Annotated in this window: 13 protein-coding genes and 1 pseudogene; 8 read left to right on the top strand and 6 right to left on the bottom strand. The window is 69.0% G+C overall.

Going from position 1 to position 13,028, the window contains the following annotated elements; translation table 11 throughout:
• Window positions 1–84 precede the first annotated feature (84 nt).
• Entirely contained in the window at window positions 85–573 is a 489-nt protein-coding gene (locus A9W96_RS32725) for a hypothetical protein (protein WP_231999736.1), read from the bottom strand.
• Between the two features lie 217 nt (window positions 574–790).
• On the opposite strand from A9W96_RS32725, the gene A9W96_RS18535 reads away from it, so the two are divergent.
• From A9W96_RS18535 to A9W96_RS18505, 7 genes are all read left to right on the top strand, one after another.
• Window positions 791–1,354, top strand: coding sequence for a TIGR00730 family Rossman fold protein (locus A9W96_RS18535; protein WP_066871236.1), 564 nt, complete (start codon window positions 791–793; stop codon window positions 1,352–1,354).
• A gap of 73 nt (window positions 1,355–1,427) precedes the next feature.
• Window positions 1,428–3,206 (top strand): long-chain-acyl-CoA synthetase FadD6, encoded by a 1,779-nt coding sequence (fadD6, locus tag A9W96_RS18530; RefSeq protein WP_067141928.1) that lies wholly within the window; start codon window positions 1,428–1,430, stop codon window positions 3,204–3,206.
• A 159-nt stretch (window positions 3,207–3,365) separates the two neighbouring features.
• Window positions 3,366–4,190: a dihydropteroate synthase gene (gene folP / locus A9W96_RS18525; protein WP_066871241.1), complete on the top strand. Its 825-nt coding sequence runs from the start codon at window positions 3,366–3,368 to the stop codon at window positions 4,188–4,190.
• A complete protein-coding gene (locus A9W96_RS18520) occupies window positions 4,187–5,203 on the top strand; it encodes a glucosyl-3-phosphoglycerate synthase (protein ID WP_067141925.1) in 1,017 nt (338 codons plus the stop codon). Before folP ends, A9W96_RS18520 begins: the two co-directional genes overlap by 4 nt.
• Window positions 5,204–5,262: 59 nt before the next feature.
• Window positions 5,263–5,622 carry a DivIVA domain-containing protein gene (locus tag A9W96_RS18515; RefSeq protein ID WP_066878965.1) on the top strand — a complete coding sequence of 120 codons (360 nt, stop codon included), beginning with the start codon at window positions 5,263–5,265 and terminating at the stop codon, window positions 5,620–5,622.
• Window positions 5,619–6,200: a DNA-3-methyladenine glycosylase I gene (locus tag A9W96_RS18510; RefSeq protein WP_067141923.1), complete on the top strand. Its 582-nt coding sequence runs from the start codon at window positions 5,619–5,621 to the stop codon at window positions 6,198–6,200. The genes A9W96_RS18515 and A9W96_RS18510 overlap by 4 nt, the downstream gene beginning before the upstream one ends.
• 166 nt (window positions 6,201–6,366) lie before the next feature.
• Window positions 6,367–6,540, top strand: a complete 174-nt coding sequence (locus A9W96_RS18505; protein ID WP_003878471.1) for a DUF3117 domain-containing protein — start codon at window positions 6,367–6,369, stop codon at window positions 6,538–6,540.
• Window positions 6,541–6,569: 29 nt separating this feature from the next.
• On the opposite strand, the gene glgA is transcribed toward A9W96_RS18505, so the two are convergent.
• Window positions 6,570–7,733: a glycogen synthase gene (glgA, locus tag A9W96_RS18500; RefSeq protein WP_066871254.1), complete on the bottom strand. Its 1,164-nt coding sequence runs from the start codon at window positions 7,731–7,733 to the stop codon at window positions 6,570–6,572.
• 170 nt (window positions 7,734–7,903) lie between these two features.
• Here glgA and glgC point away from each other — a divergent pair, with 170 nt between their 5' ends.
• Window positions 7,904–9,118: a glucose-1-phosphate adenylyltransferase gene (gene glgC / locus A9W96_RS18495; RefSeq protein WP_066871256.1), complete on the top strand. Its 1,215-nt coding sequence runs from the start codon at window positions 7,904–7,906 to the stop codon at window positions 9,116–9,118.
• A gap of 325 nt (window positions 9,119–9,443) precedes the next feature.
• Here glgC and A9W96_RS18490 read toward each other — a convergent pair whose 3' ends face one another.
• The 4 genes and pseudogenes from A9W96_RS18490 to A9W96_RS18475 form a co-directional block, all read right to left on the bottom strand.
• Window positions 9,444–10,118, bottom strand: a complete 675-nt coding sequence (locus tag A9W96_RS18490) for an isoprenylcysteine carboxylmethyltransferase family protein (protein ID WP_066871259.1) — start codon at window positions 10,116–10,118, stop codon at window positions 9,444–9,446.
• A 7-nt stretch (window positions 10,119–10,125) separates the two neighbouring features.
• On the bottom strand, window positions 10,126–11,763 hold the full coding sequence (locus A9W96_RS18485) for an ABC transporter permease (RefSeq protein ID WP_156765307.1): 1,638 nt from the start codon (window positions 11,761–11,763) through the stop codon (window positions 10,126–10,128).
• Window positions 11,760–12,713, bottom strand: coding sequence for an ABC transporter ATP-binding protein (locus A9W96_RS18480; protein WP_066871265.1), 954 nt, complete (start codon window positions 12,711–12,713; stop codon window positions 11,760–11,762). Before A9W96_RS18480 ends, A9W96_RS18485 begins: the two co-directional genes overlap by 4 nt.
• A pseudogene (locus A9W96_RS18475) lies at window positions 12,703–13,028 on the bottom strand (TetR/AcrR family transcriptional regulator); the annotation flags it as partial. The pseudogene A9W96_RS18475 and the gene A9W96_RS18480, both read right to left, overlap by 11 nt.

Raw genomic sequence — 13,028 nt, 5'->3', positions numbered from 1 at the left:
CGCCCGGGCATCGCTGGGCGGTGACGACCTGCTGCTCGTCGTCGACGACGCCCAACACCTGGACGTGCTGTCGGCCACCCTCGTCTACCAGCTGGCGCGCGACGGCGCCGGACGGCTCATCGTCACCGCCCGCGCCGACTCCGCTCCCGAGGCGATCGCGGCGCTGTGGGGTGACGACCTGCTCACCCGGATCGACATCGAGCCGCCGGGCGGGGCGAGCGCCCCGGCGCAGATCGATACCTTCCTCGCCGAGCTGCCCGCCGCGGCGCGGTCGGTGCTGGAGTACCTCGCCGTCGCCGAGCCGCTCTCGGTCACCAATCTGACCGCGCTCGCCGGTGACGGCGCGGTGGCCGACAGCACGTCCAGGTGTTGGGCGTCGTCGACGACGAGCAGCAGGTCGTCACCGCCCAGCGATGCCCGGGCGGCCCGCAGCAGCGCGGCGGGCTTGCCGAGGTCGGTGATCTCCACCAGGTGGCTGAACGCCCCGAACGGGACCGCGCGTTCGGTGGGGGTGCCGGTGACCCAGCGGATGAGCGTGCTGGGATTGCGCTCGGCAAAACGCTCGGCGGCCACCCGGGCGAGGGTGGATTTGCCGACGCCGTCGGGCCCCACCACCACCGCTCCGCGGGCGCCGCCGGCCAAGGCCGCATCGAGCCGCTCCGAGGCCGTCGCATGTTGGGGGACGTTCCATCGAATCGGCACCGCCGAATTTTATGGCGTGCGACCCGCGCGGCAGGGCGAAAGGCCCAGATATGACGGGTGTCGGGCCGTTGGTCTACCTTTAGCGGATATGCCCGGCGAACGCGATTCATCAGGCGAGTGGTCGGTGTGTGTGTACTGCGCATCCGGCCCGCAACACCCCGAATTGCTCGGCGTCGCTACGGAACTCGGCGAGGCGATCGCCGAGCGCGGCTGGACGCTGGTGTGGGGCGGCGGCCGGGTGTCGGCGATGGGTGCGGTCGCGACCGCGGCGCGCGCCCGCGGCGGCCGCACCGTCGGCGTCATCCCTAAAATCCTGATGCGCCGCGAGATCGCCGACGACGAAGCCGACCAGCTGATCGTCAGCGACACCATGCACGAGCGCAAGCAGGCCATGGAAGACCGTGCCGACGCGTTCGTCGTCCTGCCGGGCGGCATCGGCACCCTCGACGAGTTGCTCGACGCGTGGACGACGGCCTTCCTCGGCCTGCACGACAAACCCATCGTGCTGCTGGATCCCTTCGGCCACTACGAGGGGCTGTGGACCTGGCTGTGCGCGTTGCTGGACAGCGGTTACGTCTCCCAGGCGGCGATGGACCGACTGACGCTGGTCGACAAGGTGAGTGCGGCGCTGGAAGCGTGCGCGCCCGGCTGAGGCCGCCCCCGGTTTGCCACCCCTACTAGGCTGTCCGCCGAGCTTGACTTTGGAAACGAATCGAGGGGATCACGTGTCCGATCGTGACGGGGGAGCGCGCACGGCGGTCAAACTGACCGACGTCGCAATGCGGGCGCCGGCCGTGCTGGCCGACCTGCCGGTGATCGTGCGCGGCGCGATGACCGGGCTGCTGGCCCAGCCGGGCTCCAAGAAATCGATCGGCACGGTGTTCGCCGACCGGGCCGCCCGCTACGGCGACCGGATCTTCCTGCGCATGGGCGATCAGCAACTGACCTACCGCGACGCCAACGCCGCCGCCAACCGGTATGCCGCCGTGCTGGCCGCGCGGGGTGTCGGCCAAGGCGACGTCGTCGCCATCATGCTGCGCAACTCGCCCAACACCGTGCTGGCCATGCTGGCCGCGGTCAAATGCGGCGCGGTTGCCGGGATGCTCAACTACCACCAGCGCGGCGAGGTGCTCGCGCACAGCCTCGGCCTACTGGACGCCAAGGTGCTCATCGCCGAGGCCGACCTGGTCAGCGCGGTCGCCGAGTGCGGCGGCGCGGGCAGCACCGAGACGTTGACCGTCGAGGACCTGGAGCGGTTCGCGGTGAGCGCCCCGGCCACCAACCCGGCTTCGGCGTCGGCGGTGCATGCCAGGGACACCGCCTTCTACATCTTCACCTCGGGCACAACGGGTTTCCCCAAGGCCAGCGTCATGACACACCTGCGGTGGCTCAAGGCGCTCGCCGCGTTCGGCGGTATCGGGTTGCGGCTGAAGAGCTCCGACACCCTCTACTGCTGCCTGCCGCTGTACCACAACAACGCGCTGACGGTGGCGCTGTCGTCGGTCATCAACTCGGGGGCGACGCTGGCGCTGGGCAAGTCGTTCTCGGCGTCGAAGTTCTGGGACGAAGTGATCGCCAACGAGGCCACGGCGTTCATCTACATCGGCGAGGTGTGCCGGTACCTGCTCAACCAGCCGGCTAAGCCCACCGACCGCGCGCACAAGGTGCGGGTGATCGCCGGAAACGGCCTGCGCCCCGAGATCTGGGATGAGTTCACCAAGCGGTTCGGCATCGCCAGGGTGTGCGAGTTCTACGCCTCCAGCGAGGGCAACGCCGCGTTCATCAACGTCTTCAACGTGCCCCGCTCCACCGGCATCTTCCCCATGCCGCTGGCCTACGTCGAGTACGACCCCGACACCGGCGCCCCGCTGCGTGACGAGAACGGGCGGGTGCGTCGCGTGCCGGCCGGAGAGCCCGGTTTGTTGCTCAGTCCGGTCAACCGGCTGCAGCCCTTCGACGGCTACACCGACCCCGAGTCGAGCGAAAAGAAGTTGGTGCGCAACGCTTTTCGCGAGGGTGATTGCTGGTTCAACACGGGCGACGTGATGAGCCCGCAGGGTCTGGGGCACGCCGCGTTCGTCGACCGGCTCGGCGACACCTTCCGCTGGAAGGGCGAGAACGTGGCCACCACGCAGGTCGAGGCGGCGCTGGCGTCCGACGACTCCGTCGAGGACTGCACGGTGTTCGGCGTCGAGGTGCCGCGCACCGGCGGTCGCGCCGGGATGGCCGCGGTCAAGCTGCGCGGCGGCGCCGAGTTCGACGGGAAGTCGCTGGCCCGCGCCGTCTACGAGCAGCTGCCGGCCTATGCGCTGCCGCTGTTCGTGCGGGTGGTGGAGTCGATCGAGCAGACCACGACCTTCAAGAGCCGCAAGGTGGAGCTGCGCGAACAGGCCTACGGGCCCGACGTCAAGGACCCGCTCTATGTGCTGGCCGGGCGCGACGAGGGCTACGTGCCGTTCTACGACGGGTACCCGGACGAGGTGGCCGAGGGCAAGCGCCCGTAAGCCGTCGGCGGTCCCCGGGCCGCACGCACGGCGGCGACCGGGCACCATGTACGTGTGCAACCGACACCGCCGGCGCCAGCCGGCCGATCGACACCGTCGGCGCCAGCCGGCCGATCGACTCTGTGCGGCCGCCCGGTCGCCGGCGATCGCGCGCTGATCATGGCGATCGTCAACCGCACCCCGGACTCGTTCTATGACCGGGGGGCGACGTTCAGCGACGAGGCCGCCAGGGCGGCGGTGCACCGGGCCGTTGCCGAGGGAGCCGATGTCATCGACGTCGGCGGCGTCAAGGCCGGCCCCGGTCAAGAGGTCGACGCCGACACCGAGATCGCCCGGCTGGTGCCGTTCATCGAGTGGCTACGCGACGCCTATCCGGACCAGCTGATCAGCGCCGACACCTGGCGCGCCGAGGTGGCCAAGGTGGCCTGTGCGGCCGGCGCGGACCTGATCAACGACACCTGGGGCGGCATCGACCCCGCGCTGCCGGAGGTGGCCGCGGAGTTCGGTGCCGGCCTGGTGTGTTCGCACACCGGCAACGCGCTGCCGCGCACCCGCCCGTTCCGGGTGAACTACGGGACCACCACCCGCGGCGTGGTCGACGACGTCATCGCCCAGGTCACCGCCGCCGCCGAGCGGGCGGTGGCGTGCGGCGTGGCCCGCGACCGGGTGCTGATCGACCCGACCCACGACTTCGGCAAGAACACGTTTCACGGGCTGCTGCTGTTGCGTCACGTGGGCGATCTCGTTAATACCGGGTGGCCCGTGCTGATGGCTTTGAGCAACAAGGACTTCGTCGGGGAGACTCTGGGTGTGGAATTGACCGAGCGGCTCGAGGGGACGTTGGCGGCCACCGCGCTCGCGGCCGCGGCCGGTGCGCGGATGTTTCGCGTCCACGAGGTCGCGGCCACCCGCCGGGTGCTGGAAATGGTGGCCTCGATCCAGGGCACGCGCCCCCCGACGCGCACGGTGAGGGGGCTGGCATGACGGCATCGGACCTGTTCGCCGGCGATCTGGCCAACGACAGGGTGCTCGCCGCCCGGCCCGGCGATGTGTGGTTGGCCAACGACAGGCGCAACCGCCCGAGCTGGACCATCGCCGAACTGGAGGCCGCGAAGGCCGGGCGGACCATCTCGGTGGTGCTGCCGGCCCTCGACGAGGAAGAGACCATCGCGTCGGTGATCGAGAGCATCTCGCCGCTGCTCCGGGATTCTGGAGGGCTGGTCGACGAGCTGATCGTGCTGGACTCCGGCTCCACCGACGACACCGAGATCCGGGCCGTCGCCGCCGGCGCACGCGTCGTCAGCCGCGAGCAGGCCCTGCCCGAGGTGCCGATACGCCCCGGAAAGGGCGAGGCGCTGTGGCGCTCGCTGGCGGCCACCAGCGGCGACATCGTGGTGTTCGTCGACTCCGACCTGATCAATCCGCACCCGATGTTCGTGCCGTGGCTGGTCGGCCCGCTGCTCACCGGCGACGGCGTTCACCTGGTCAAGAGCTTCTACCGCCGGCCGCTGCGGGGCAGCGAGCTCAGCGACGTGGGCGACGTCGGCGGCGACGTCAGCGCCACCGGCGGTGGGCGGGTCACCGAGCTGGTGGCCCGGCCGTTGCTCTCGGCGCTGCGGCCCGAGTTGGGGTCCATCCTGCAGCCGCTCGGCGGGGAGTACGCGGCCACCCGGGAACTGCTGATGTCGGTGCCGTTCGCGCCTGGCTACGGCGTGGAGATCGGCCTGCTGGTGGACACCTTCGACCGGCTGGGTCTGGAGGCGATCGCCCAGGTCAATCTGGGGGTGCGGGCGCATCGCAACCGGCCCCTGGCCGAGTTGGGCGTGATGAGCCGCCAGATCATCGCCACCCTGCTCTCGCGCTGCGGTATCCCGGACTCCGGCGTCGGGCTGACCCAGTTCGTCGCCGACGGCCCCGAGGGACACGGCTACACCCAGCGCACCTCGCCGGTGTCGCTGGCGGACCGGCCCCCGATGCAGGCGATCAGGCCCCGGTAGGCCCGCGCGGGGTCACGCTGACCGCCGCCGTGTCGGTGGCATAGGGCAGTATCGATCCCGTGGCGTTGGTGTTGCTGTACCTGGTGGTTCTGGTGCTGGTGGCGATCGTCCTGTTCGGCGCGGCCAGCCTGTTGTTCGGTCGCGGCGAGCAGCTGCCGCCCCTGCCGCGCGGGACGACGGCCACCGTGCTGCCCGCGTTCGGGGTGACCGGCTCCGACGTCGACGCGGTCAAGTTCACCCAGGTGCTGCGCGGCTACAAGACCAGTGAAGTGGACTGGGTGCTGGACCGGCTCGCGCGGGAGCTCGAGGCGCTGCGCGGCCAGCTGGCCGCCGTGCACGCCGCGCCGGCCGCCGGGCAAGACGCCGAAAACCAATCCGGGGAACCCGACGACGGCGAGGATCGTCAGGACTCAGTGTGAGTGAAGACGAGCTGGTTCGCTGCAGTTGGGCGACCGGGCGGCCGGGACCCGATTTCGAGCTCTACCGCGACTACCACGATCGCGAATGGGGCCAACCGGTACGCGACGGGATCGCGTTGTTCGAGCGGATGAGCCTGGAGGCCTTTCAAAGCGGCCTGTCCTGGCTGATCATTCTGCGGAAACGGGAGAATTTCCGGCGCGCGTTCGACCGGTTCGACATCTCCAAGGTCGCCGCATACACCGACGCCGACGTGCAGCGGCTGCTGGCGGATCAGGGAATCGTGCGCAACCGCGCCAAGATTGAGGCGACCATCGCCAACGCGCGTGCCGCCGCTGAACTGGGCACCGCGGCGGACCTGGCGGACCTGCTGTGGTCCTTCGCGCCGTCGCCGCGAAACCGGCCGGCCGACCCGTCCGAAATCCCCTCGGCCACTGACGAATCGAAGGCCATGGCGCGGGAACTCAAGCGGCGCGGGTTCCGTTTCGTCGGCCCGACCACCGCCTATGCGCTGATGCAGGCGACCGGGATGGTCGACGACCATATCCGCGGTTGCTGGGTGCCCGCAACAGCCCGCTGAGCACACAGATGCGGGTCTTTGTACAAGTGGTGACCTGGATAGGGAACAATGGGGGGGTGATAAGGCAGTTCGATGCCGGGCATGGCTTGAAGTTCGCTGGCGGGGCTTGCTCGGCGCCGACCAGGTCCGCACGGGCGGGCCAGCTCGAATCTGGAGGGAGTACTCGATGGCGGCGATGAAGCCCCGGACCGGAGACGGTCCTCTGGAAGCAACAAAGGAGGGGCGCGGCATCGTGATGCGGGTACCACTTGAGGGAGGCGGTCGACTGGTCGTCGAACTGACGCCGGACGAAGCCGCTGCCCTCGGTGACGAGCTCAAGGGCGTCACGAGCTCCAGCTAGAGCTTGCCGCCGAACGGATGTCGGCGGCGCTACGCACACACCTTCCGATAGATCTCCAGGGTCTGCTCGGCGACGTGGGCCCAGGAGAACTCCTCGACGCAGCGCTGGCGTCCTGCCTTGCCATAGCGCTGCGCTTTTTCGCGGTCGGCGATCAGCTCGTTGACCGCTGCGGCCAGTCCGGCCTGATAGCCCCGAGCGTCGTCGGGGTCGTAATGCACCAGCGTCCCGGTGATCCCGTCGGCGACCACCTCCGGGATTCCGCCGACGTCGGAGGCCACCACCGCGGTCGAGCAGGCCATCGCCTCCAGATTCACGATCCCCAACGGCTCGTACACCGACGGGCACACGAAAACCGATGCCGCCGACAAGATTTCGCGTAGCTCACCGATGGGTAGCATCTCGCGGATCCAGAACACCCCGGTGCGGCTGCGGGCCAGGCCGGCCACGGCGTCACGAATCTCCTCGGCGATCTCCGGGGTATCGGGGGCGCCGGCGCACAACACCACCTGCGCCTCCGGGCTGAACCGGTGGGCGGCCGCCACCAGGTGCGCCAGTCCCTTCTGCCGGGTGATCCGGCCCACGAACACCACGATGGGCCGGGCCGGGTCGACGCCCAGTTCGGCGAGCATCGATCCGGTTTGCACCGGCCCGGCCGGATACCAGACGTCGGTGTCGACGCCGTTGCGGATGACGTGCACGGCGCTGGGATCCAGTGCGGGATAGACGCGCAGCACGTCCTCGCGCATCGCGGTGCTGACCGCGATGACGGCATCGGCAGCCAGCACCGCGGTCTGCTCGACCCAGCTCGAGATGCGGTAGCCGCCACCGAGTTGCTCGGCCTTCCACGGGCGCAGCGGCTCGAGCGAATGCGCGGTCAGGACGTGCGGGACCCCGTACAGCAGCGCGGCCAGATGCCCGGCCATGCCGGTGTACCAGGTGTGCGAATGCACCACGCTGGCTTCCGATGCCGCGTTGGCCATCATCAAATCGGACGACAGGATCGACATCGCCGCGTTGGCGCCCTGCAGCCGGGGGTCGGGCTGGTGCACGTACGCGCCCGGGCGAGGCGTGCCCATGCAGTGCACGTCGACCGGGCACAGCCGGCGCAGCTGGGCGACGAGTTCGGTGACGTGTACCCCCGCGCCCCCGTAGACCTCCGGTGGGTACTCCCGCGTCATCATCGCCACCCGCATACCCGCACGGTAGTTCGCGAGCGAGGGCGGCCGCGAGTCGGGTTGGCCACAACGTCCGGGCGGTCTTCGGCGTGTGCGCGGCCAAATACCTTGACGGACAGCCGCACAGAACTCCGCCAATCGACCGTGCCCCCTGGCAGCCCTTGGCCACGGCCGATAGGTTTGACACCATGAGGGAAGCGCCACACGTGCTGGGCATCGTCCTGGCCGGCGGTGAGGGCAAGCGGCTGTATCCGCTGACCGCGGACCGCGCCAAGCCCGCCGTTCCCTTCGGGGGCGCCTATCGGCTGATCGACTTCGTCCTGTCCAATCTCGTCAACGCCCGGTATCTGCGCATCTGCGTTCTCACCCAGTACAAGTCGCATTCACTGGACCGTCACATCTCGCAGAACTGGCGGCTGTCCGGCCTGGCCGGTGAGTACATCACGCCGGTGCCCGCCCAGCAGCGCCTCGGCCCCCGCTGGTACACCGGCTCGGCCGACGCGATTTACCAGTCACTCAATCTGATCTATGACGAAGACCCCGACTACATAGTCGTTTTCGGCGCCGACCACGTGTACCGGATGGACCCCGAGCAGATGGTCCGGTTCCACATCGACAGCGGCGCCGGCGCGACGGTCGCCGGCATCCGGGTGCCGCGCGGCGAAGCCACCGCGTTCGGCTGCATCGACTCCGACGAGTCGGGCCGCATTCGTAACTTCGTGGAGAAGCCGTTGGATCCGCCGGGAACCCCGGACGACCCCGAGCAGACGTTCGTGTCGATGGGCAACTACATCTTCACCACCAAGGTGCTCATCGACGCGATCCGCGCCGACGCCGACGACGACCACTCCGATCACGACATGGGCGGCGACATCATCCCGCGTCTGGTCGCCGACGGGATGGCCGCCGTCTACGACTTCAACGACAACGAGGTGCCCGGGGCCACCGATCGAGACCGGGCCTACTGGCGTGACGTCGGAACGCTGGACGCCTTCTACGATGCGCACATGGACCTGGTGTCGGTGCACCCGGTGTTCAACCTGTACAACAAGCGCTGGCCGATCCGGGGCGAGTCGGAGAACCTGGCGCCGGCCAAGTTCGTCAACGGCGGTTCGGCGCAGGAGTCGGTGGTGGGTGCGGGCAGCATCATCTCGGCGGCCTCGGTGCGCAACTCGGTGCTGTCGTCCAACGTGGTGGTCGACGACGGCGCGATCGTGGAGGGCAGCGTGATCATGCCCGGCGCCCGGGTCGGCCGCGGCGCGGTGGTGCGCCACGCGATCCTGGACAAGAACGTCGTCGTCGGGCCGGGCGAGATGGTGGGCGTCGACCTGGAAAAGGACCGGGAGCGCTTCGCGATCAGCGCCGGCGGCGTGGTCGCGGTGGGCAAGGGCGTCTGGATCTAGCCTGGTATCTCCGGGATAGCCATAGGACCCTTCGAATCCGACGAACGCCGCATCGCCACTTTGCCAATCCCACGAAAAGGTTGGCGTCGGCACAGCCGCTGAGTTCGACCCCAGCCGGGTCACCATCGGGCCGGTCAGCTCGGTGTCCTGGAAAAGGGTCCAGATGAAAGATGCCGTGCCGCAACGCGTTTCGAAGCCCGCGCGGCCGGGATCTGATGACGGCTCCGGGGCGTCAGCGTGCCGGCGCCGCCCGGATACATTGCGCGCCAACGGGTGCGGGCCGGCGGCCGTTCGGCTTACTACCCTAAACGGCCGGCCCGGGGAGCTACCAGAGGTGGGGCACCAGCCGGTACCGGACCCGCTCGGCGTATTCGGGGTAGCCGGGCAGTTCGCGGTTCAGCAACTTTTCTTCGTCGAAGATGCGCAGCGTGAGCACCAGGGTGCCGGGGATGACGAAGAGCAGTCCCCAGTAGGAGCCGAGCGCTAAGGGGATCCCGATCATCATGATCACATTTCCGACGTACATCGGGTGCCGCACGAATCTGTAGAGGCCGTGGGAGACCACCGTCTGGCCCGTTTCCACAGTGACCGTGGCGGCGGCATAACTGTTCTGGACGATCACCAGCATGGCGATGCCGAGCCCCGTCGCCACCAGCACGTCGCCGAGCACCGACAGCCAGGGCGGCACCGACGACCAGCCGAACCGATGATCGAGCGCGCTGAACACCATGGTCGCGAACAGGCCCGCGAACGAGCCGGTGATGATGAACTTCTGCGCCTTGCGGGGCTCGGCCCGCGGGCCCGCGCGCATGCGGCGCTGCAGGGCCGCCGGATTGGTCCGGCCCAGGTAAACGGTGGGGACGATGGTGGCCACCGTGAACACCGCGATGAAAAGCCAGGCCTGCCAATAGTGCAGCGTGCCCGCCGGCAGCAGCAGGATCAGGATCCACGAGAGGATGCCCCAGAGGGAGGTCGCCGTTACCCGGATTCCGGTCTTCATCGCGCTCCTAGCAGCGTAGATCGCGGCGCCGAAAAGCCGTGGCACCCAGAATCATCAACCCTACGTCGATGGCGAGTAGCCATAACAGGGGTACGACGGTGAAATCTGAGCCGATCCGCGGGATGTGTGCGAACGGTTCGGCGTCGACCAACCATTGCGAGAACCCGGCCAGCGACCCGATCAGATACAGGGCGACGAAGCCGACCAGCACACCCCAGGCCGCCGGCGTCAGTCGCGGCGCGACGCCGAACAGGAAGGCCGTCACGGCCGACAACAGCCACACCGCGGGCAGTTGGACGGCGGCGCTGGCAACGACCATCGGCAGCTTGCCGGCGACATCGCCCGCCGCGACGCCGTAGACGACGCCCGCGGTGAGCCCGCTGGCCAGCATCGCCACCGCGGATCCGGCGAGCGCCGTCACCAAATGGCTTGCCAGCCAACGGGTTCGCGAGACGGCACCGGCAAGCACCGTTTCGGCTCGCTGACTCGACTCTTCCTGGTGTAACCGCAACGTCAGCGAAACGGCGAACGCGGCGGCCACCATGCCCATCATGGCGAACGCGACGGCGATGAACGCCTCCTCGAGCGCGCTGGTGCCGCCCATTCGTGCCACGATGTCGCGCGCTTCGCCACTGTCGCCCAGCTCGTCGCCGATGCCGTGCACCACGCTGCCGATCAGCAGGCCGTACAGACACAGGCCCACGGTCCATAACAGCAGCGCGGCGCGGTCCAGCCGCCACGTGAGCCCGAACGCATCGCCCAGCGTCGGTCCGGCCTCGGCGGGACCCGGGCGCTCCGCGATGAGCCCGGCGCCGACGTCACGGCCGGCCAGCAGCCGATACGCCAGCAGGGTCAGCGCGGCCGTCGTCACCAGGTGCAGCAGCAGCACCCACCACCGATCACCGGCATACGGCTTGACCAGCAGCGACCACCCCAGCGGGGACAGCCACGACAGCGTGCCGTCACCGGCGTCGCCCACGGCACGCAGGGTGAACGCGGTACCCAGCACGGCGAACGCGGCGCCGCGGGCGAACCGGGCGCTCGGCGAAAGCTGCGCGGCCACCGCCGCGACGGCGGTGAACACCAGGCCGGAGCAGGCCAGCGCCGCCCCGAAGGCCAGCGACCCGGCGGCCGGGACATCGGTGCTCAACAACCCGGCCGCACCGATCACCCCGGTGATAACCGACGCTCCGAACGACAGCAGCAGCGCCGCGCTCAGGGCGGCGTAGCGGCCGATCGCGGTCGAGTCCACCAGCTCGGTCCGCCCGTTCTCCTCGTCGGCGCGCGTGTGCCGGATCACCGTGAGGATGACCGCCACCGCGATCAGCACGTGGAACATCCCGGCCTTCCAAATGCCCACGGCGCCAAGGCTGGCGTTGTAGACCTGGCCATACAGGGCGCGCTGGGCCGGGCTGGCCATGATGGCGGCCGCGAACCCGGCGCGATCCGACGCGGTGGGGTAGACCTTCTCGATGCTGCCGACGTAAACGGTGGCCAGGGGCACCGACAGCAGCAACACCCACAGCGGCATCGAGATCCGGTCGCGGCGCAGGTAGAGGCGCAGCATCGAGAGCGTTCCGGAGAAGTGTGAACCACCACGTGGCGCGCGTGATGCCAACGGCCGGTCCAGCGTTGACGTGCTCATGACAGCGAAACCTTTGCCGCATCGCGTCCGTGCCGACCGTCGCCGCCCGACGTGTCGTAATGGCGCAGGAAAAGCTCCTCGAGGGTCGGCGGCTGGCTGACAAGACTGCGCACCCCGGCGTCGCCGAGCACGCGGATGAGCTCACCGAGGCTTTCGCTGTCGACCTGGGCGCGCAGCGTATTGCCCTCGACGCTGATGTCCTCGACGCCTTTGATCCGCCTGAGATCGCCCGGGTCGCCGGTCATCTCGGCCTTGATCGAGGTGCGGCTCAGGTGCCGCATCGAGCTCAGCGAACCGCTTTCGACGGTCTTGCCGGCCCGGATGATCGTCACCCGTTCGCACAACGCTTCCGTTTCGGCCAGGATGTGGCTGGACAACAACACCGTCGTGCCCCGGTCGCGGGCCTGGGCCACGCATTGCTGAAACACGTTCTCCATCAACGGGTCCAGGCCGCTGCTCGGCTCGTCGAGGAGCAGCAGCCTGGCATGGGACGAGAAGGCCGAAATCAGCGAGACCTTCTGGCGATTGCCCTTGGAGTAGGTGCGCGCCTTCTTGTGCGGGTCCAGGTCGAAGCGCTCGATCAACTCGGCGCGGCGCTTCTTGTCGATGCCACCCCGCATCCGGGCCAGCAGGTCGATAATCTCACCGCCGGTCAGCGACGGCCACAACGTCACATCGCCTGGCACGTAAGCGATGTGGCGATGCAGGGCGACGGCCTGTGTCCACGGGTCGCCGCCGAGCAGCCGCACACTGCCGCCGTCGGCTTTCACCAGGCCCAACAGGACGCGGATGGTCGTGGACTTCCCGGCGCCGTTGGGCCCGAGGAACCCGTGGACCTCTCCCTCCCGCACCGTGAGGTCCAGGCCGTCCAGCGCCCGAACCGCGCCGAAATTCTTTGTCAGACCCCGGATCTCGATGGGTGCGAATCCGTCGGCGTTTTCAGTCGGCATCAGATCCTCCTTGATCTTCGGCGGCCAGGAATGCGTCGTACATGGTCCGGTCGGTCAGCAGGCCCTCGGTGTAGACCTCGAGCGCGGGCAAAATCATGTCGCGCGAGTAGTCGCGCAGCACTGCCCGCAAATCCGTTGGTGTTTCATGCATTTGGATGTAGAGGAGGAAGCCGCCGCCGCCGGTGATGGCCAAATACCTGGCCCGCCCCTTGGGGTCTCGGCTGGGTTTGATCGTCCCGGCGCGCACGCCTTCTGCCATGTATTCCTCGGCGTTGTCAATCATCCTGCGCCACAACATGTTCGCCAGGTCGCCGC

This window comes from Mycobacterium sp. 1245852.3, assembly GCF_001669335.1.
Taxonomy (GTDB): Bacteria; Actinomycetota; Actinomycetes; order Mycobacteriales; family Mycobacteriaceae; genus Mycobacterium; species Mycobacterium europaeum_A.
Note: the sequence above shows the minus strand (reverse complement) of the source record. Positions and strands in the feature narration are given on the sequence as shown.